The organism is Herbaspirillum sp. CAH-3 (genome assembly GCF_009668275.1).
Classification (GTDB): domain Bacteria; phylum Pseudomonadota; class Gammaproteobacteria; order Burkholderiales; family Burkholderiaceae_D; genus Herbaspirillum; species Herbaspirillum aquaticum.
In genome coordinates, this window is sequence record NZ_VSWE01000011.1 from 1 (window position 1) to 18540 (window position 18540).

At 62.0% G+C, this 18540-nt stretch carries 17 protein-coding genes; 9 read left to right on the forward strand and 8 right to left on the reverse strand.

From position 1 onward, the window contains the following. Positions 1-102: 102 nt before the first annotated feature. Together FYB76_RS15020 and FYB76_RS15025 are read right to left on the reverse strand one after the other, a co-directional pair. The gene (locus FYB76_RS15020) at positions 103-441 is read right to left on the reverse strand and encodes a TnsA endonuclease N-terminal domain-containing protein (RefSeq protein WP_154134175.1); all 339 of its coding nucleotides are present in this window, start codon (positions 439-441) and stop codon (positions 103-105) included. A 236-nt stretch (positions 442-677) separates the two neighbouring features. Beyond that, positions 678-1031 (reverse strand): helix-turn-helix domain-containing protein, encoded by a 354-nt coding sequence (locus FYB76_RS15025; protein WP_181458997.1) that lies wholly within the window; start codon positions 1029-1031, stop codon positions 678-680. Between the two features lie 454 nt (positions 1032-1485). Between FYB76_RS15025 and groES the strand changes: the two genes are divergently transcribed. Together groES and groL are read left to right on the forward strand one after the other, a co-directional pair. Beyond that, on the forward strand, positions 1486-1776 hold the full coding sequence (gene groES / locus FYB76_RS15030) for a co-chaperone GroES (RefSeq protein ID WP_008115200.1): 291 nt from the start codon (positions 1486-1488) through the stop codon (positions 1774-1776). A gap of 143 nt (positions 1777-1919) precedes the next feature. Then, complete coding sequence (groL, locus tag FYB76_RS15035; RefSeq protein WP_088754787.1) at positions 1920-3569, forward strand: chaperonin GroEL; 1650 nt, start codon at positions 1920-1922, stop codon at positions 3567-3569. A 252-nt stretch (positions 3570-3821) separates the two neighbouring features. Here the strand turns inward: groL and FYB76_RS15040 are convergent, their stop codons facing one another. From FYB76_RS15040 to FYB76_RS15050, 3 genes are all read right to left on the reverse strand, one after another. Further along, complete coding sequence (locus tag FYB76_RS15040) at positions 3822-5075, reverse strand: porin (RefSeq protein ID WP_154134176.1); 1254 nt, start codon at positions 5073-5075, stop codon at positions 3822-3824. Positions 5076-5301: 226 nt separating this feature from the next. Next, positions 5302-5559, reverse strand: coding sequence for a type II toxin-antitoxin system YoeB family toxin (locus tag FYB76_RS15045; protein ID WP_158214911.1), 258 nt, complete (start codon positions 5557-5559; stop codon positions 5302-5304). Further along, positions 5556-5798, reverse strand: a complete 243-nt coding sequence (locus tag FYB76_RS15050; protein ID WP_088754784.1) for a type II toxin-antitoxin system Phd/YefM family antitoxin — start codon at positions 5796-5798, stop codon at positions 5556-5558. The genes FYB76_RS15045 and FYB76_RS15050 overlap by 4 nt, the downstream gene beginning before the upstream one ends. A gap of 428 nt (positions 5799-6226) precedes the next feature. Here FYB76_RS15050 and FYB76_RS15055 point away from each other — a divergent pair, with 428 nt between their 5' ends. The 3 genes from FYB76_RS15055 to FYB76_RS15065 all read left to right on the forward strand — a co-directional run bounded on the left by FYB76_RS15055 (position 6227) and on the right by FYB76_RS15065 (position 8768). After that, on the forward strand, positions 6227-7264 hold the full coding sequence (locus FYB76_RS15055; RefSeq protein ID WP_088754783.1) for a methionine ABC transporter ATP-binding protein: 1038 nt from the start codon (positions 6227-6229) through the stop codon (positions 7262-7264). Further along, positions 7254-7907 carry a methionine ABC transporter permease gene (locus FYB76_RS15060; protein WP_034333917.1) on the forward strand — a complete coding sequence of 218 codons (654 nt, stop codon included), beginning with the start codon at positions 7254-7256 and terminating at the stop codon, positions 7905-7907. The genes FYB76_RS15055 and FYB76_RS15060 overlap by 11 nt, the downstream gene beginning before the upstream one ends. Positions 7908-7970: 63 nt before the next feature. Then, complete coding sequence (locus FYB76_RS15065; protein ID WP_088754782.1) at positions 7971-8768, forward strand: MetQ/NlpA family ABC transporter substrate-binding protein; 798 nt, start codon at positions 7971-7973, stop codon at positions 8766-8768. A gap of 162 nt (positions 8769-8930) precedes the next feature. Here the strand turns inward: FYB76_RS15065 and ylqF are convergent, their stop codons facing one another. Further along, positions 8931-9884 carry a ribosome biogenesis GTPase YlqF gene (gene ylqF / locus FYB76_RS15070; protein WP_154134178.1) on the reverse strand — a complete coding sequence of 318 codons (954 nt, stop codon included), beginning with the start codon at positions 9882-9884 and terminating at the stop codon, positions 8931-8933. Positions 9885-10024: 140 nt separating this feature from the next. Further along, on the reverse strand, positions 10025-11455 hold the full coding sequence (locus tag FYB76_RS15075; protein WP_229296978.1) for an MFS transporter: 1431 nt from the start codon (positions 11453-11455) through the stop codon (positions 10025-10027). Between the two features lie 202 nt (positions 11456-11657). Between FYB76_RS15075 and FYB76_RS15080 the strand changes: the two genes are divergently transcribed. Beyond that, the gene (locus FYB76_RS15080; RefSeq protein ID WP_154134179.1) at positions 11658-12575 is read left to right on the forward strand and encodes a LysR family transcriptional regulator; all 918 of its coding nucleotides are present in this window, start codon (positions 11658-11660) and stop codon (positions 12573-12575) included. 114 nt (positions 12576-12689) lie between these two features. On the opposite strand, the gene FYB76_RS15085 is transcribed toward FYB76_RS15080, so the two are convergent. Further along, positions 12690-13631, reverse strand: a complete 942-nt coding sequence (locus FYB76_RS15085) for a histone deacetylase family protein (RefSeq protein WP_088754779.1) — start codon at positions 13629-13631, stop codon at positions 12690-12692. 205 nt (positions 13632-13836) lie between these two features. Here FYB76_RS15085 and mltB point away from each other — a divergent pair, with 205 nt between their 5' ends. The 3 genes from mltB to FYB76_RS15100 all read left to right on the forward strand — a co-directional run bounded on the left by mltB (position 13837) and on the right by FYB76_RS15100 (position 18431). After that, on the forward strand, positions 13837-15000 hold the full coding sequence (gene mltB / locus FYB76_RS15090) for a lytic murein transglycosylase B (RefSeq protein WP_154134262.1): 1164 nt from the start codon (positions 13837-13839) through the stop codon (positions 14998-15000). A 73-nt stretch (positions 15001-15073) separates the two neighbouring features. Next, positions 15074-17236: a TonB-dependent siderophore receptor gene (locus tag FYB76_RS15095; protein ID WP_154134180.1), complete on the forward strand. Its 2163-nt coding sequence runs from the start codon at positions 15074-15076 to the stop codon at positions 17234-17236. A gap of 22 nt (positions 17237-17258) precedes the next feature. After that, the gene (locus FYB76_RS15100; protein WP_154134181.1) at positions 17259-18431 is read left to right on the forward strand and encodes a phosphotransferase enzyme family protein; all 1173 of its coding nucleotides are present in this window, start codon (positions 17259-17261) and stop codon (positions 18429-18431) included. Positions 18432-18540: the final 109 nt, after the last annotated feature.

Below are 18540 nucleotides of genomic sequence, written 5' to 3' on the forward strand. Positions count from 1 at the left end.
TGAAACAGATGTTCCTGGATTTAAAAGAGCTGGGATATGAAGGGTCGTACGACCGCGTGGCCGCCTTTGGTAGACGGTGGAAGGTGGGTCAAATGGAGAGGGTCAAATCCGCGAGCAAATCAACAGCTCGAACTCCTCATCCGCTAGGGCGAAGATTGCTGGCTTTACTTCGAGTAGTATTTCGCGCCCCTCCTTGAACAGAATCTGAGCATCTGGGGTGTAGGTTGCCTTTTTCCCTGTGCCTGACTCATATGTGAACGAAAAGGGTTGTGTGTTGATACCAACGACCTCGCTGCAATATCCGATGATCGCGTAGGCATCCCTTTCCACTACGGACTCCCATTCCCTATCCGCATTTCCAAGAGTAGGAAATGAAATCGTGCCCACAATTCGATGAGGATTTCTTCTTAAGATGCGGCGACCCGCTCCAATTTGCTCCATGTAACCTCCAAAACGTCAAAATGTTTAGGGTGCAAGTCCCCCTGCCAGGAAAGGCATCTCAAAAACAGGGGGCGCAACTTGACAGGGGGAGGACGCGGACGGATACTTGAGGCTCCTACACCGTAGTATCTGTATGCGTCATCCCCTGAAGGCAGCTAGTTGCTGCCTGTCAGGCGGCTAAATTCAAATCTGTTGTCTTCGTTAGATCCTCCTAGTTAAGGCTTCGTTGATGCTGCTTACGTTTGCTTAGCGGTTATCAGCAGCAATTCTCTCCATTGCAAAACTTTCGCTCGTGAGGGCTCCCTCATAACGGCATCACGCAATGCAGCCAATAGCAAAAACTGCTCTTCTGGCGCGCCAGGTGAAAGTCGAAATTTCCCAAGTGAAAGCGTTAGCGCCTCATGTAACGCCGCATATTGATGTTGCGAAAGTGGCAATCCATCACATATTCGCAAAATGTCACTGGCTTTATCCGGTACATGGCGTTGACCGCTCTCGATGTAACTCAGTTGAGAGGGGGATGCGCCGATGCTCTCCGCAAACGCCTCTTGGCTCATGCCGAGGTGCTTACGCAGTTCAAGAAGCTTCATGGCTCCAGGGGACATTTTCAAAGGTTGCCAAAAATTGGATGGCCGAAGATAGCTCTAGTCAATCGAAAAGTCAAATCGCAAGTAATTGATAATAAAGGGATTTTTCTAATTTTTATGCGATTTTCGGATGTAAAAAAAACTTTGTTTTTACATTTCAACTGACTCGCCGATGGATGAGAGTGTCTGGCGGCCGATATGAGCGTGAATACTGCAGGTTCCCGGCTGCTGCAGGGTATCGCGTCAATCTTGCAGAGAAGGATGGCAAACGCCACCAATTGACGCCTTGAAAATTCCCCAACCCGTCCCTATACTTAGCACTCGTCACGGCAGAGTGCTAACAGCGCCGCCGGGCGCAATCCCCTTTTTCATGCGGTGACGTCTGCTGCATTTGGAAGAAAACCGTTGCAGGCATCGCCGCAATCAATGCTAACTTATTGAAAATTAAGGAGTTCTCATGAATCTTCGCCCTTTGCACGATCGCGTTATCGTCAAGCGCCTCGACCAGGAAACCAAGACTGCTTCCGGTATCGTTCTGCCTGACGCAGCGACCGAAAAGCCGGACCAAGGCGAAGTCCTGGCCGTCGGCAACGGCAAGATCCTGGAAGATGGCAAGGTCCGTCAACTGGCCGTGAAGGTCGGCGACCGCGTTCTGTTCGGCAAGTACTCCGGCCAGGCCGTGAAGATCGATGGCCAGGAACTGCTGGTCATGCGCGAAGAAGACCTGTTCGCCGTCGTCGAGAAGTAATTCGGCATCCGGCCTTCCTTTTCCTTCTATATAGATAGAGAAAACGTGAAGGCCATCGGCAACAAGACAGCAGCCGGCGCTCCCTGAAGCTTCAGGCCCGAGCCCGGCGACATGAACTGAACCGAATTTCTGGAGAATCCAACATGGCAGCAAAGCAAGTTATTTTCGGCGATGAAGCACGCGCCAAGGTCGTCAACGGCGTCAACATCCTGGCCAACGCAGTCAAGGTCACCCTGGGTCCCAAGGGCCGCAACGTCGTGCTGGAGCGCAGCTTCGGCGCCCCGACCGTGACCAAGGACGGCGTTTCCGTCGCCAAGGAAATCGAACTGAAGGACAAGCTGGAAAACATGGGTGCCCAGCTGGTCAAGGAAGTCGCTTCCAAGACCTCCGACAACGCCGGTGACGGTACCACCACCGCAACCGTGCTGGCCCAGGCCATCGTGCGCGAAGGCTTCAAGTACGTCGCCGCCGGCTTCAACCCGACCGACCTGAAGCGCGGTATCGACAAGGCTGTCACCGCCATCGTCGGCGAAGTCAAGAACCTGGCCAAGCCCACCACCACCTCCAAGGAAATCGCTCAAGTCGGCTCGATCTCGGCCAACTCCGACGCGGACATCGGCGACATCATCGCCAAGGCCATGGAAAAGGTCGGCAAGGAAGGCGTCATCACCGTCGAAGACGGCAAGTCGCTGGAAAACGAACTGGACATCGTCGAAGGTATGCAATTCGACCGCGGCTACCTGTCGCCGTACTTCATCAACAACCAAGAGAAGCAGATCGTCGCCCTGGACAATCCCTTCATCCTGCTGTTCGACAAGAAGATCTCCAACATCCGTGACCTGCTGCCGGTGCTGGAACAAGTCGCCAAGGCTGGCCGTCCGCTGCTGATCGTGGCTGAAGACGTCGAAGGCGAAGCCCTGGCGACCCTGGTGGTCAACAACATCCGTGGCATCCTGAAGACCGCTGCCGTCAAGGCTCCTGGCTTCGGCGACCGCCGCAAGGCCATGCTGGAAGACATCGCCATCCTGACCGGCGGCCAAGTGATCGCTGAAGAAGTCGGCCTGACCCTGGAAAAGGCTACCCTGGCTGAACTGGGCCAAGCCAAGCGCGTTGAAATCGGCAAGGAAAACACCACCATCATCGACGGCAACGGCGAAGCCGCTGGCATCGAAGCACGCGTGGCAATGATCCGCACCCAGATCGGCGAAGCGACCTCCGACTACGACCGTGAAAAGCTGCAAGAGCGCGTGGCCAAGCTGGCTGGCGGTGTTGCACTGATCAAGGTTGGCGCTGCCACCGAAGTCGAAATGAAGGAAAAGAAGGCCCGCGTCGAAGACGCCCTGCACGCTACCCGTGCTGCTGTTGAAGAAGGCGTCGTGCCTGGCGGTGGCGTTGCCCTGCTGCGCGCTCGCGCCAACGTCAAGGACCTGAAGGGCGACAACGCCGACCAGGAAGCCGGTATCAAGATCGTGCTGCGCGCCATCGAAGAGCCGCTGCGCCAGATCGTCTTCAACGCCGGCGATGAGCCGTCGGTGGTGGTGAACAAGGTGCTGGAAGGTTCGGGCAACTTCGGCTACAACGCCTCCAACGGCACCTACGGTGACCTGGTGGAACTGGGCGTGCTGGATCCGGCCAAGGTGACCCGTTCGGCCCTGCAGAACGCTGCCTCCGTGGCCAGCCTGATCCTGACCACCGACGCCCTGGTGGCCGAAGTGGCGGACGACAAGCCGGCCGGCATGCCTGGCGGCATGGGTGGTATGGGCGGCATGGGCGGCATGGACGGCATGATGTAATTTGCCTTCCGGCCCAAGGCCATGCATCGCATGGCCTGTGCTGCAAGAAAAAAACCCGCATCAGCGATGATGCGGGTTTTTTGTTGGGCGGCGATCGCAGCGGATCTGGCATGCAAAGCCTCCCTGCCAGCGCGCGCAGCCGCGTCTACCGGGCATCCAGCGGACAAAGTTTTCTGCATAAAAAAAGACCCGCATCCTTGCAGATGCGGGCCAAAACATCGGGCTCCCACGAGCCCGATGCAGTGCCAGAACTTAGAAGCTGTGGATCAGGCCGGCGTTGATGCCGGTCTGGCTGCGATCACTACCCGGCACACGGTCGCTGGCCAGGCCAACGCTGTACATGTCGGACGAGCGCAGGTTGCGCACGACGGCGTAGGTGGAAGTGCGCTTGGACAACTCGTACTTGGCACCCAGGTTGACCTGCAGCAGACGGCCGTCGGCGCTGCGGGCGAACTTGGCGCGGGTGTACTGCAGGCTGCTGATCAGCGACAGGGCCGGCGAGACCTGGTAGTGCACGCCGAAGTCCAGCGTGCTGCTGGACTCGTTGTTGTAGCCACCAATGACGAAGTCGCCGTCGCTTGGCATGCTGTAGAGAGGCGTGTCACGACGGTCCTTGGGATGTGCCAGCGCAGCGAAACTGTAGTTGTGCTTCGGATTGTCGGCGATTTCCGAGGGCACCTTGGCCAACGGCAGCTTCACGCGCGAGTAGGAGCCATAGACCCGGGCCGGTCCGAACTGGTAAGCGGCCGCCAGGGTCCAGGTCTTCAGGCAAGTGTCGCCCGCCTTGTCGCCGATCTTGTCCTTGCCCATGGCCATCACTGCGCCGTTGCAAGCTGCCGCGCCGTTGACGTCGCTGGCGGACTTGCCGCCCATCTTGCTCTGGAAGTAGCCCAGGCCGATGTTCAGCGGACCGTTGGCGTAGGTACCGCCCAAGCCGAAGGATTGGCCGGCGCCGGTGCTGCCAGGCTCCTCGCCGAAGCCATAGATGACGCTACCGGTGAAGCCGCTGAAGTTCGGGGTGTTGTAGCGGATGGAGTTGTTGACGCGCTCGCCGTTGGTGCGATCCAGGTTCAGCGAGTGAACCCGGCTGACCACGCCACCGAAGTCGCCCGGGGAGGTGATGCTGCCCACGTCGTCCAGCACGTCTTTCTGGCGGCCCGCCAGGATGGTACCGAAGTTGCCGGACAGGCCAATGGTGGCCTGGCGACCCCACAGCACACCCTTCTGACCCGCCTCGCCGGTATCGAGGTTGAAACCGTTCTCGATGGTGAACAGCGCCTTGATGCCGCCGCCCAGGTCTTCCACGCCCTTCACACCCAGGCGCGAACCCTTCATCAGGCCGGAATCGAGAGCCATCTGGCCGCCCGTATCCTTGCCGCCAGTGGAGATCTTGTTGGTGTAGGACAAGCTGGCATCGACCGCACCGTAGATGGTCACGCTGCTCTGCGCGTGCGCCGCGCCGCCGAAGGCCGCCAGCACGGCCAGTGCCAGGATGGACTTTTTCATAGAGTACTCCGTAGTGGTTTGATTGCTGTTGATTGAAGGGCGGTACCGCTGCACGGCGAGCGGGACGCCCCGGCTTCCCAAAGAAAAATCAAGAAGTCACGGCAAATTTAAACCGACTTTATTTCCTCAAAAGCCTCATTCTTTGAAATGCACTGCTTTATAAGAATATTCTGTAGCTTTATAGCAACCAATGTCGCGCATATTGGTCAGCCTGCCGACCATGTTTTCAGTAGTGGAATCGACACTGGTGAATCACCACCCGACCCGCCACGCGTTCGATGACGAGCCGGTGCTCGCCCTGCAGGCGCACCGCGTAAAGACCCGGCAAGCGCAGGGGCAAGCCCACCTGGCGGGCGGGGGGAATGCAAGCACCGTCACGCAGGCGGCGTATCAAATGAAGCAATTCGCGCGCAACGCGGCGGTCGTGGCAGCGCCACCAGGCCAGGTCCTCGCGCGCCAGGGGAGACATCCATACCGGTGTCATGGTGTGTCCCTGATCGGCAACAGGTCGGCGCGCAACTGCAGCAGGCTGCATAGCAGGCGTTCGGCATTGAGGTCGTTGCCCAGCAGGTGCAGGGCTTCCTGCACGCCGCGCCAGACCGGTTCGCGGACCAGCACCAGGTTGTCGGCGCCGGCTCGGGTGAGGATGACTTCGTCGATATCGGCCAGCTCCAGCAGCGCGTCGAGGCGCTCTGCCAGGTCAGTGACGGGAAAGGCATACATGGGAAGGATTCCGGGGACGGGGTCCGGCGCGCTGCAGCAGTTGCAGCACGCGGGACAAAAAACTCAGGAAGATAAGCCCTGGCGCTGCCACTGGCCCCGTTCAAAGCAAAAATGAAGTCGGCGACAAAACTTATTCGACAACTTTCTCGCGCAACATCGAGACCCACGCGCCGCACCGCCCCCCCCACACCGCCAAACCGGCCGCAAAGCCAATGCACAAGCGGCTTCCCGCCGCCTGCTAAGACGCGCCAGTTATATGCATAGACGAAAATTTATTTTCCCCATATAACCGTGCCGCCTTAAAATAGCGGCTTCTTATAAAAATATTGATGGCAGTGGAGACCTGAGGTCCTGACCCGCCCGCAGCGTCCCACGATGCCGCGCTGGCACTGGCACCCGGGGGCCCGCTGCCATTCTTCTTTTCCATCATGATCGAAATACAAGCTGTCACCCAGCGGTTCGGCAATGTCGAAGCGGTGCGCAATGTCGATTTGTCGATCCGCAAGGGCGAGATCTTCGGCATCATCGGCCGCAGCGGCGCTGGCAAGAGCACGCTGGTGCGTACCCTGAACCTGCTGAATCGTCCCACGTCCGGGCGCATCGTCCTGGATGGCCAGGACCTGACCTCGCTGTCCTCGTCCCAGCTGCGCGAAGCGCGCCGTGGCATCGGCATGATCTTCCAGCACTTCAACCTGCTCTCCTCGCGCAGCGTCTACGACAACATCGCGCTGCCGCTGGAACTGGCCGGCAAGAGCAAGTCGGAGATCGCGGCCAAGGTCGAACCCCTGCTGGAACTGGTCGGCCTGACCGCCCTGCGCGATCGCTATCCGGCGCAGATCTCCGGCGGCCAGAAGCAGCGCGTGGGCATCGCCCGCGCCCTGGCCAACGATCCCAAGGTCCTGCTCTCGGACGAAGCCACCTCGGCGCTGGACCCGGAAACCACCCGCTCCATCCTCGAACTGCTGCGCAAGATCAACAAGGAACTGGGCCTGACCATCGTGCTGATCACGCACCAGATGGAAGTCATCAAGCAGATCTGCGACCGCGTGGCCGTGATGGAAGCCGGCCAGGTGATCGAACAGGGCGAAGTGCTGGACGTGTTCCGCCAGCCGCGCCATGAAGTCACCCGCGCGCTGATCGGCGACGTCATTGCCCACGAGCTGCCCAAGGGCGTGCTGGCCCGCCTGCGCGAGCGCCTGGCGCGTGCCGACGCCGGCCAGGGCACGGACCACCTGTTCCGCTTCGCCTTCACCGGCAACGATGTGGACCAGCCGCACCTGTCGGAAGCGGTGCGCCGCTTCAACCTGAATTTCAACATCCTGCACGGCCAGATCGACGAGATCCAGGGCCAGGCTTTCGGCTCGCTGGCGATCCTCGCCAACGGCACCCAGGACAACATCAACCAAGCCATGCAATACCTGCGCGAGCAGGGCGTGGTCGTCGAGGAGCTCAACCATGTCATCTGAACTGATCGATCTGTTCGTCAGCTCCTTCGGCGAGACGCTGATGATGGTGGTGATCTCGGGCGTGGTCGGCTCGCTCCTGGGCATCCCGCTCGGCATCGCCCTGCACATCACCGAATCCAAGGGCGTGCTGCCCAATGTCGCCTTCAACCGCATCGCCGGCCTGCTGGTCAATGCGGTGCGCTCGACGCCCTTCATCATCCTGCTGGTGGCGGTGATCCCGATGACGCGCTTTTTCGTCGGCACCTCCATCGGCACCGCCGCGGCCATCGTGCCGCTGACCATCGCCGCCGCGCCCTTCATTGCGCGGCTGGTCGAGACCGCCCTGCGCGAAGTCGATCACGGCCTGGTCGAAGCGGCGCAAGCCATGGGCGCCACCACCTGGCAAATCATTTATAAGGTCTTGGTGCCTGAAGCATTTGCTGGTATCGTCGCCGGTCTCACGATCACCTTCGTCAGCCTGGTCGGTTATTCGGCCATGGCCGGTGCGATCGGTGGCGGCGGCCTGGGCGACCTGGGCATCCGCTACGGCTACCAGCGCTTCCTGCCGGAAGTGATGCTGGCCGTGGTGCTGATCCTGATCGTGTTCGTCCAGCTGGTGCAATCCCTGGGAGACCTGCTGGTCCGCAAGCTCAGCCACCGCTGAACACCGCAATTCATAAAAAACGGCAGCGATCCGCTGCCCACCTCAAAGCTCGAAAGGAAAGTCATGAAGCGTCGTCAGTTGATTCAATTCATCGCAGGCCTGGGCCTGGCCGCCGGCCTGGTGTCTGCCCCGGCCATGGCCGAAGACCAGATCAAGATGGGCGTGACCGCCGGTCCCCACGCCGAGATCATGGAACAGGTCAAGAAGCTGCTGGAAAAAGACGGCGTGCAGATGAAGGTCATCGAATTCACCGACTACATCCAGCCCAACGCGGCCCTCTCGGCCGGCGACCTGGACGCCAACTCCTACCAGCACCAGCCCTACCTGGATGCGCAGATCAAGGACCGCGGCTACAAGTTCGTCAGCGTGGGCAGCACCATCACCTTCCCGATGGGCGTGTACTCCAAGAAGATCAAGTCGCTCAACGACCTGAAACAAGGTGCGCGCGTGGGCGTGCCCAACGATCCGACCAATGGTGGCCGTGCCCTGCTGGTGCTGCAAGCCAAGGGCGTGATCAAGCTCAAGGCCGATGCCGGCCTGAAGGCAACCCCGCTGGACATCGTCGAGAACCCCAAGAAGATCAAGATCGTCGAACTGGATGCCGCCCAATTGCCGCGTTCGCTGGATGACTTCGACGCTGCCGTCATCAACGGCAACTACGCTGAATCGGCCGGCCTGTCGCCGACCAAGGATGCGATTGCCGTGGAAGCCTCCACCGGTCCCTACGCCAACGTGATCGCCGTGCGTATCGCCGACAAGGACAAGCCTTGGGTCGCCAAGCTGGTCAAGGCCTACCACAGCCCGGAAGTGAAGAAGTTCGTGCTGGAAAAGTACAAGGGTTCCGTGATCACCTCCTGGTAATCCGCCACCCCGTACTTGCCTGCATCAACGAAAAGGCCAGCTCATCGAGCTGGCCTTTTTCATTGGACGGGAATCGGCAGCTTGCCGGTGATCCCCAAAAAACTTAGTTTTTGCAATCCGCTTTCTAAGTTTTCCGGAAAGCAAAACTTAGATAACTCAGATTCAACGCCCCCGGTGATCCGGAGCGTCTCGCCAGTCATAGTCGTCGTCTTCCTCTTCATCCTCGGCCTGCAGGGCATCGGGATTGTCGGTGGACCGATAGGTTGCCAGCAGTTCGGCACGCGATTGCGGCGTCTCCAGCGAGATGCGGCCCAGTGCGCCGCTGCGGTAATCCTGCAGGAAGGTGTGCGCGGCCTTCTCGAAATCGTACTCGCCGCCCTTGAGGCGGAAACCGCGCTTGGCCGCCACCCCCTCCACCACGGCAACGCCATCCATGCCGTCGGTATTGAAGCCATAGCGCGCCTTGAGCAGCTGCGGATAGCGCTGCAGCAGCAGGTCGGCCAGGAAGGTCGCCACTTCCTCTTCGATGAGTGCATTGCTGCCCACCGCATGGCTGGCCGCCAGCATCAGGCCATCGCTGGGATGTTCGATCTTGGGCCAGAGCATGCCGGGGGTGTCGGTGAGCACCATGTTGTTGCCCAGGTAGAGACGCTGCTGGGTCTTGGTCACGGCCGGTTCATCACCGACGGCGGCCACGCGTTTTTTCAGCAGCGCATTCATCAGGGTCGACTTGCCCACGTTGGGAATGCCCATGATCATCATGCGCAGCGGCTTCAAGGCAGTACCGCGATGCGGTGCCACCTGCATGGCCAGCTTGGGCACGCGCGCCACATCGGAGGGCTTCTTGCAGGACAGGGCCACGGCCGTGACGCCCTTCTGGCTGTTGTAGTAGTCGATCCAGGCTTGGGTAGCCACCGGGTCGGCCATGTCGGTCTTGTTGAGGATCTTCAGGCAGGGGCGCTGGCGTGCATTGCGCAGCTGCTCGATCATGGGATTGCAACTGGCCTGCGGCAGGCGGGCATCGACCACTTCGATGACCATATCGACTTTTTCCATGCTCTCCGCGGCCTTGCGGCGGGCAGAGTTCATGTGACCGGGGAACCATTGGATGGACATGCGGGGCTTCTTTCTGATGCGTATTTCGTTGAAGGCGCTATTTTACGGCCCTGCCCCGCCAATCCCTAACAAATCCCCAAGAAAACGGCCTGCCGCGCGCAAGTCGGGGCAGGCCGTTGGACGGGGAACAACACCCGCACTCACGCGCGGCGCGTCACCCATTGCTCCTTGACAACACCGACGAAGCGCCATACCAGCCACAGCGCCGTGCCGTAGCCCGCCGCCATGGCGCCAAAAGCCAGCCCATTGCGCAGGCTCCACGCCTGCACGCTATGCAGGATGGCCCCCATCAAGGCCACCCCCACCAAGGCACCGATCTGGCGATTGGCGTTCAGTGCCGCGGCGGCGCTATTGGCATGGGCCTTGCCGGCCACCTGCATGACCACCGTGGTCATGGCGGGAATGGCGGTGCTCACGCCCAGGTTGGCGGCAGCGCAGACCAGGGCCAAGATCCAGTAGGGCGTCTCGGGGCGGAAGCTGATCGCCACCGCAGTAAAGGCAGCGCCCACCGACAAGCCCAGCAGCAGCGGCACACGCGGTCCCCAGTGGGCCGACATGCGGCCCGACATCAGGTTGCCGAAGAAGATCACCGCCATCATCGGCACCAGTTGCAAGCCGGTCTGCAAGGCGTCGGCACCACGCCCCTGCTGCAGGAACAGGGCCAGGTAGAACAGGTTGCCATAGACGCCAAAGTTGATCAGGAAACCAATGCCATTGGCCGCCGCGAACTGCGGCGTGGCAAACAGCGCACGCGGCAACAGCGGTGCGATGCCACGCAGTTCATGGCGCACCAGAGCCACCGCGGCCAGCACCGCCACGACCAGCCCGACCAGGATGCGCGGCGAAATCCAGCCATAGACCGGCCCCTGGATCAGCACGAAGGACAGCGCGGCCAGCATCACCACGCCAGCCAGGTGACTGAACAGGTGCAGGGCGCGGGCATGACCGGCCACCTGCGGGATCAGCTTACGGGCCATCAGCAAACCCACCAAGCCGACCGGCACGTTGATGAGGAACACGCTGCGCCAGCCCAGCCAGTGGATCAGCACGCCGCCCAGCAGCGGTCCGGCAGCCGCGGCCAGGCCGACGGTCGCCGACCAGACGCCCAGCATGCGGGCACGCACGCGGTCATCCTCATAGACGTGCGTGAGCAGGCTCAGCGAACTGGGCATGAAGAAGGCCGCGCCCAAGCCCTGCAGCAGGCGTGCCGCGATCAGGAAGGGACCGTTGGGTGCCGCCCCGCACAGCAAGGAGGCCAGCACGAACAGGAACAGCCCGGCCAGGTACAGCCGGCGTGCACCGAAGCGGTCGGCCAGCGCGCCACCCACCAGCAGCATGGCAGCAAAGGTCAGCGTGTAGCCGTCGACGATCCACACCAGCATGGACAAGGGCGCATCCAGGCTGGTGGAGATATTGGACAGCCCGACGTTGACCACCGTCACGTCCAGCATGGCCATGACGAAACCGATGGCCAGCGCCACCAGGGGCAGCATGCCGGCGCGCGGCGCGGCATCGGCAAGGGGAGGCGCCAGCACCGGGGCTGGCGCACGAGGGCATTGTGTGGAAGACATGGCAAGAGGACTTTCTGCACGCAGGGTGCGAGGGAAAACCGCAAACCCGCGACCGGAGAAGGCCGGGGCGGGGTTGAATGGGCCAGATTCTAGGCTTGGGCCGTGATGCAATAAAGAGGTATAAAATCAGCGCGCTGATGCAAATTTGCATCACGCCCTTCCCTCACTTCCCTCACTTCCCTTCTTGCAGCAAAGGCACATCATGGATTGGGACAACGCCCGCATCTTCCTGGCCATCTATCGCGTGGGCACCTTGCGCGGAGCCGCCGAACACCTGGAGATCGACCAGGCCACCGCGGGCCGTCGATTGGCCTCACTGGAAAGCTCGCTGGGTGCGCGCCTGTTCCTGCGCACGCCCAGCGGCTACGTACCCACCCCGGCGGGCGAACTGGCGGCGGCAGCAGCCACCCAGATGGAGCAAGGCGCGGAACAGTTGCAACGGCAGATGCAGGGCATGGATGAACGCCTGTGCGGCGTGGTGCGGCTGGCGGCCACCGATATAACGGCGCGCCATTTCCTCTTGCCGGCGCTGCACCGGCTGCGCCAGGCACATCCGAAAATCCGCGTGGTGCTCTCGACCTCCACCCAGATCACCAACCTCACCAAGCGTGAAGCCGACATCGCCGTGCGCACCGTGCGCCCGGATGCGCCGGACCTGATCGCGCGCCATCTCAAGCGGCTGCATACCGGCATGTATGCCTCCAAAGCCTATGTGAAAAAGCGCGGACTGCCCGATCCCGGTACGGGCCTCAAGGGACATGACGTGGTGATCTATCCGCGCAGCGTCTCGCCCAGCAAGTCCGAGCAGATCTGCGGCGAATCCATTGCGCACGCCAGCGTGGCCATGGAAGTGAGCACCGGGCTGGTCATGTATGACAGCCTGCAGGCGGGTTTCGGCATTGGCGAACTGCCCACGCACGTGGGCGACAAGACCAGCGGCCTGGTGCGCATCTGGCCGCAGCGGGCCGTGCCTTACGACATGTGGCTGGTGCTGCACAGCGATTTGAACCGCACGGCCCGGGTGCGGGCGGTGGCCGATGCGATCATTGGGGCCTATGAGGCTTATGAGACCCCAGAGGCCCATGAGGCTCATGAGGCAAATGCGCCTGCCGAGGTTTGATGAAGGATGCTGCGGGCGGCGCACTGCCTGCCCCTGTGCATAAAAACAAGGCGCGACAAAAACCTTAGTTTTTATCGCGCCATTTCTTAAAAACGCCTGTGGAAAATCTAACTTTCACTCCAGGTCGGCCAGCACCTTCAGGTGGGCCACCACGCTGCGTCCCAGCGCAGACAGGTTGTAGCCGCCCTCCAGGCAACTGACGATGCGGCCCTTGGCGTACTGGTCGGCGATCTTCATGATCTGCCGCGTCATCCAGGCGTAATCCGCTTCCACCAGGCCCATCTGGCCCATGTCATCCTCGCGGTGGGCATCGAAACCGGCCGAGATGAAGATCATCTGCGGCTGGTGCGCATGCAGCGCCGGCAGCCATTTCTCGGTCACCAGCTGGCGCACCGCACTGCCATCGGAATAGGCCGGCACCGGCACGTTGACGATGTGCGATTCGGTCGGCCCGTCGCCCGAAAAGGGATAAAAGGGATGCTGGAAAAAGCTCACCATCAGCACCCGGGGATCATGGGCAAAAATGTCTTCGGTGCCATTGCCGTGATGCACGTCGAAATCGATCACGGCCACCCGTTCCAGCCCGTGCACGTCGATGGCATGGCGCGCCGCCACCGCCACGTTGTTGAACAGGCAGAAGCCCATGGCCTTGCCCGGCGTGGCGTGATGACCCGGCGGGCGCACCGCGCAGAAGGCATTGTCCAGTTCGCCGGCCAGCACCGCATCGGTCGCGGCCACGGCGGCACCGGCCGCGCGCAGGGCGGCTTTCCAGCTGTGCTTGTTGAGCAGGGTGTCACCATCGACCGAATGGTAAGGCTCGCCGGACAGGCTCAGGGCGTGGCTGTGCTCGCGCACGTAATCGACGGCGGCGGCGGTGTGCACCCGCTCCAGGTCGGCCGGATCGGCCAGCGGAGCTTCGCGGCGGTCGAGGAACTGGTCAATGCGGCTCAGGATCAGCTGGTCCTCGATCGCTTCCAGGCGAGCGGGCGTCTCGGGGTGCCAGTCACCCATTTCATGGCGCTGGCAATCGGCGTGCGTATAGATGGCGGTGGTCATTCTTGCTCTTGTTGCGATCTTGTTGCGATGATATTGCCACCAGGCAAGCACCAGGCTGCCCGGGTTGTCTCCTTGGACTAGTGTACATTGGCTGCCGCCTATCGTGGTCAAAGGCGCGTCGGCACCATGCACCAGCACGGGGCGGCGCGGCCGATGCGGTATACTTGCCCCCTTGTCTGGCCTCCCCCTGCTGCTCATCCTGCTCATGCCCATCTCCTTGCCCCGCCTCACCGCCCTCGCCTCCCCCCTGCTGCTCTCCACACTGTGTGCCTTGCCGATGACCGTGCAGGCGCAGGACGGCAAGCCTGTGGAAAAGAAAACGCAGAAAAAGGCGGTGGACAAGAAAGACAAGAAGACAGCAGAGAAGAAAGCCAGGCCGCCCGCCAAAAAGACGGTGGCCGCTGCCGACCAGGGCGAGTTCGTCAACTTCAACGAGTGGAAGGACGTGGCGCGCTTCATGGATGAGATGGCCGAACGCAACCAGTTCCAGCGCAGCGACCTCAACGCCCTCTTCGCCCAGACCCGCTACGTGGACAGCGCCATCCAGCTCATCAAGCCGGCGCCCAGCAACAAGCCCAAGAACTGGGCGGCCTACCGCGCACGCTTCGTGGAACCGGTGCGCATCAATGCCGGCGTCGATTTCTGGAACACCTATGGCGTGGCCCTGGCGCGCGCCGAGGCGCAATACGGCGTGCCCATGGAGATCATCGTCGGCATCATCGGCGTGGAAACCGTCTATGGCCGCAATACCGGCAACTTCCGCGTCATGGATGTGTTGACCACGCTGGCCTTCGACTACCCCAACACCGCCAACCGTGATGCGCGCATGGCCTTCTTCCGCGGCGAGCTGGAAAACACCCTGCTGCTGGCGCGCGAGGCCGGCATCGATCCGATGTCCTTGCGCGGCTCTTATGCCGGCGCCATCGGATGGCCGCAGTTCATGCCGGGCAGCATCCGCGAATACGCGGTGGACTTCGACGGCGATGGCAAGATCGACCTGCGCAATTCGCCCGTGGACGCCATCGGCAGCGTAGCCCACTACCTGGCCGTGCATGGCTGGCAGCGCGGCGAACCGGTGGCCTTCCCGGTCACGGTCTCCAGCGACAACCGCCAGTGGGAAGCCATGCTCAACCAGGGCCTGGAAGCCAAGTACACCGTCGAGGAACTGCAAGCCGCCGGCATCTCCACCTCCGGCCTGCCGGCCGCCCTGCGCTTTGGCCTGGTCGACCTGCAGAACGGCACCGGCCCCACGGAGTACTGGGTGGCCACCAACAACTTCTACGCCATCACGCAGTACAATCGCAGCTACTTCTACGCGATGTCGGTAGCTGACCTCGGCCGTGCCGTTGCCTCGGCGCGCAATCGCTGAACTTCCACCTGAGCCTCGATGAGGGAGCGTGCCCGGCGCGCTCCTGCTCCTTTATTTCCACGACAGAACCACGATGAAACGCATTGCACCCCTGGCCTCCACGCTCATGCTGACGCTGGCCGGCACCTCGCTAGGCCTTGCGGCGACCGCCCGTGCGGCCGACGCCCGCGACGACAAGGGCGAGTCCCTGCCCACCGTCAACGTCACCGCCAGCGGCACCGGACGCGATGCCAGCCGCGTGCGCTCGGCGGGCGTGGCCGGTTTCGACGAGGCGCCGCTGATCGATACGCCGGCCTCGGTGGCCGTGGTCACCGCTGCGCAGATGCGCGACCAGCAATCGCGCCTGCTTTCCGATGTGGTCAAGAACGATGCCTCCATCAACGAGAACTATGCCCCGGTCGGTTACTACGAGAACTTCAGCATCCGCGGCATCACGCTGGACCCGGCCAGTGCCTATCGCATCGACGGCCTCACCGTGGCCGGCGAGCAGACCATCGCGCTGGAGAACAAGGAGCGCGTCGAATTCCTCAAGGGGGTGGCCGGCCTGCAGGCCGGTGTGAGCAGCGCGGGCGGCATCGTCAACTACGTCACCAAGCGTCCGGCCGATGTGCGTTCGATCACGCTGGGGACCGACTCCTACGGATCGCGCTATCTGGCCACCGACCTGGGCACGCTCTTCGGTGAACAGAAACAGTTCGGCCTGCGCATCAATGCCGCGCACGAAGACATCCACTCCTACGTCAACAATGGCGATGGCTGGCGCGACTTCGCTTCGCTCTCGGCGACCTGGGCGTTGTCGTCGAAGACGCTGGTGCAGTTCGACGCCGAATACCAGCAGAAGGCCCAGCACTCTGTGGCCGGTTACCAGCTGCTGGGCGGCACCACGCTGCCCTCGGGCGTCTCGCCCAAGACCATGCTGACGCCGCAATCGTGGGCGCAGCCGGTGCGTGACAGCTCGCTCAACTATCGCCTGCGGGTGGATACCGATTTCAATGCCAACTGGCATGGCTATGTGCAGGCGGGCCGCAGCCGGGCGGTCATCGATGATTACCTGGCTTTCCCCTATGGCAGCGGTGGCGGGGCTTCTTCGACCTTTGCAGCCAACGGCGACTTCGATGTGTATGACTATCGCGTGCCCAACGACGAACGCCGCAATGATGAAGCGCAGGCGGTCATGATCGGCAAGTTCGCGACTGGCTGGCTCAAGCATGAGCTGACCATGGGTGTGGCCATGTCGCGCCGGGTGGTGGATAAATCGGATGGCATCAGCGTGCAAGTGGGAAGCGGGAATATCTACACCGGTACCGAGCAGCTCGCTCCTGCAAACGCGATCATTCCACCCGCCTACAGAAATCTGGACAGCCGACAGAAGGCACTTTTCTTCAGTGATCGGTTGCAATTTTCTGAGCGTTGGCAAGCCCTTGCGGGGGGCCGCGAAGTGTGGCTGAACGAGCAGGCCTTCGGCACTAACCCACGCACCACGTCGCGTAACCTGTTCTTGCCACAATTGGCCTTGATTTTTAAACCAATACAGAACGTCTCTCTATACGGCAGCTACGCGGAAACGCTGACGCTCGGCACTACAGCCCCCTTCTGGACTAGCAACAAATACGAGGTATTAGCACCGTCCGTTGCTAAGCAACTGGAAGCTGGGGTGAAGTACGATGCCTCGCCTGAGCTCGCACTGACCGCTGCCGTATTCCGTATTCGCAAGGCTTACGAGTATCAGAAGCCGGATAACTCTCTCGAAGGTTTAACCTATGTCCAGCAGGGCAAGCAAACCAACACCGGCCTCGAACTCGGCGCCAGCGGCAAGCTCACCCCGCGCCTGGCCGTCGGTGCCAGCGTGACCGCCACCCGCGCGCGCGCCAGCGACACCGGCACCGCCGCCTACGATGGCCAGCAAGTGGTCAACGTGCCGCGCCTGCGCAGCAGCGTCTATGCCGACTACGCCCTGCCGGGCGTGCAAGGCGTGAACCTGATGGGCAGCTGGCTCTACAGCGCCAGCAAGCCTGCCACTCGCGATGGCAGCGTGAGCCTGCCGGCCGTGCATGTGTTCAATGCCGGCCTGCGCTACCAGCTGCGTGTCAGCGGCCACACTGCCACCTTGCGCGCCAACCTCGACAACGTCTTCGACAAGCGATACTGGAAGGATGCCGGCCAGTACCTGGGCGACGGCTACGTGCACCTGGGCGCGCCGCGCACCGCGCGGCTGTCGCTGCAATATGATTTCTGACCTGCCGACCTGCTGAATTTCCATGGACGCCGCTTCCCATCATCTCACCCGCGTCATCAGCCACGGCATGGGCGTGGAGCCGGTCATCTCCGACTGGCCCGCGCTGACCTCGGCGGAGGTCGCGCGCGTGCTGCGCCACTATCCTGGCGTGGGCCAGCCGCTGCGGCTGGAGTGGCACAGCCCGCGCCCGTTCTCGGCGGCCTGCGTGATGCAGACCGAGAGCGGACCTGTCATCGTCAAGCGCCATCATGCGCGCGTGCGCGATGTGGCGGCGTTGGCCGAAGAACATCGCTTCGCTGCGCACCTGCAGGCGCGCGGGCTGCCGGTCAGCAGCGCCCTGGCTACCAATGAGGGCGCCACCGCGCTGGCCGACGACTATTGGACTTATGAAGTTTTCCCGCTGGCGCCGGGCGTCGACCTGTATCGCGAGGCGATGTCGTGGACGCCCTTTACCAGTTGCACCCATGCCCGGTCAGCGGGGCAGATGCTGGCGCGCCTGCACCAGGCCTCGGCCGGTTACGATGCGCCGGCGCGCCCGGCGCGTCCGCTGGTGTCGAGCTTCACCATCTTCTCTCAGGAAGATCCGGTACGTCCGCTGCAGCATTACATCGAGCAGCGCCCGGCCATTGCCGACTATCTCGAAAACCGTCCTTGGCGCGGCGAAGTGGCGCAGCACCTGCTGCCCTGGCATGCCGCGCTCAAACCTTACCTCGATGAATTCGTCCCCTTGTGGACGCACAATGACTGGCACGCCTCCAACCTGCTGTGGAGCGATGCCACGCGTGAAGCCCAGGTCCAGACCGTGCTCGATTTCGGTTTGTGCGATCGCACCTGCGCCCTGCATGACCTGGCTACGGCGATCGAGCGCAACATCGTCGAGTGGCTGGCCATTGCGCAGCGGGCGGAGCAACTGGTGCACCTGGACCTGCTGGATGCGATGCTCGATGGCTATGCCGCCACGCTCCCCCTGACGGCACGCCAGGTGCGTGCACTGGCCGCCCTGCTGCCGCTGGTGCATGCCGAGTTCGCACTGGCCGAGCTGGATTATTTCCATGGGGTGACACAGTCGCCGCAGAATGCCTCGCTGGCCTATGACACCTACTTCCTCGGCCATGCCGACTGGTTCCACTCCAGCGAAGGGCAGCGGCTGCTGGGGCATCTGGAACAACGTGCGCAGGCGCTGGAAAAAAACTAAGTTTTTACTGGCCGTAGATTAAGAAAACGCGTCCGGAAAACTAAGACTTCGCAGAATTGGTATTCGATTGCGCTGGTGGTGCGAGAGATAGAGGACACCGCATTTCAAT

What these genes read in the sequence shown, in the direction of transcription:
- FYB76_RS15020 (WP_154134175.1), bottom strand. Translation starts at nt 441, where the DNA reads ATGGAGCAAATTGGAGCGGGTCGCCGCATCTTAAGAAGAAATCCTCAT.
- FYB76_RS15025 (WP_181458997.1), bottom strand. Translation starts at nt 1,031, where the DNA reads ATGAAGCTTCTTGAACTGCGTAAGCACCTCGGCATGAGCCAAGAGGCG.
- groES (WP_008115200.1), top strand. Translation starts at nt 1,486, where the DNA reads ATGAATCTTCGCCCTTTGCACGATCGCGTTATCGTCAAGCGCCTCGAC.
- groL (WP_088754787.1), top strand. Translation starts at nt 1,920, where the DNA reads ATGGCAGCAAAGCAAGTTATTTTCGGCGATGAAGCACGCGCCAAGGTC.
- FYB76_RS15040 (WP_154134176.1), bottom strand. Translation starts at nt 5,075, where the DNA reads ATGAAAAAGTCCATCCTGGCACTGGCCGTGCTGGCGGCCTTCGGCGGC.
- FYB76_RS15045 (WP_158214911.1), bottom strand. Translation starts at nt 5,559, where the DNA reads ATGACACCGGTATGGATGTCTCCCCTGGCGCGCGAGGACCTGGCCTGG.
- FYB76_RS15050 (WP_088754784.1), bottom strand. Translation starts at nt 5,798, where the DNA reads ATGTATGCCTTTCCCGTCACTGACCTGGCAGAGCGCCTCGACGCGCTG.
- FYB76_RS15055 (WP_088754783.1), top strand. Translation starts at nt 6,227, where the DNA reads ATGATCGAAATACAAGCTGTCACCCAGCGGTTCGGCAATGTCGAAGCG.
- FYB76_RS15060 (WP_034333917.1), top strand. Translation starts at nt 7,254, where the DNA reads ATGTCATCTGAACTGATCGATCTGTTCGTCAGCTCCTTCGGCGAGACG.
- FYB76_RS15065 (WP_088754782.1), top strand. Translation starts at nt 7,971, where the DNA reads ATGAAGCGTCGTCAGTTGATTCAATTCATCGCAGGCCTGGGCCTGGCC.
- ylqF (WP_154134178.1), bottom strand. Translation starts at nt 9,884, where the DNA reads ATGTCCATCCAATGGTTCCCCGGTCACATGAACTCTGCCCGCCGCAAG.
- FYB76_RS15075 (WP_229296978.1), bottom strand. Translation starts at nt 11,455, where the DNA reads ATGTCTTCCACACAATGCCCTCGTGCGCCAGCCCCGGTGCTGGCGCCT.
- FYB76_RS15080 (WP_154134179.1), top strand. Translation starts at nt 11,658, where the DNA reads ATGGATTGGGACAACGCCCGCATCTTCCTGGCCATCTATCGCGTGGGC.
- FYB76_RS15085 (WP_088754779.1), bottom strand. Translation starts at nt 13,631, where the DNA reads ATGACCACCGCCATCTATACGCACGCCGATTGCCAGCGCCATGAAATG.
- mltB (WP_154134262.1), top strand. Translation starts at nt 13,837, where the DNA reads ATGCCCATCTCCTTGCCCCGCCTCACCGCCCTCGCCTCCCCCCTGCTG.
- FYB76_RS15095 (WP_154134180.1), top strand. Translation starts at nt 15,074, where the DNA reads ATGAAACGCATTGCACCCCTGGCCTCCACGCTCATGCTGACGCTGGCC.
- FYB76_RS15100 (WP_154134181.1), top strand. Translation starts at nt 17,259, where the DNA reads ATGGACGCCGCTTCCCATCATCTCACCCGCGTCATCAGCCACGGCATG.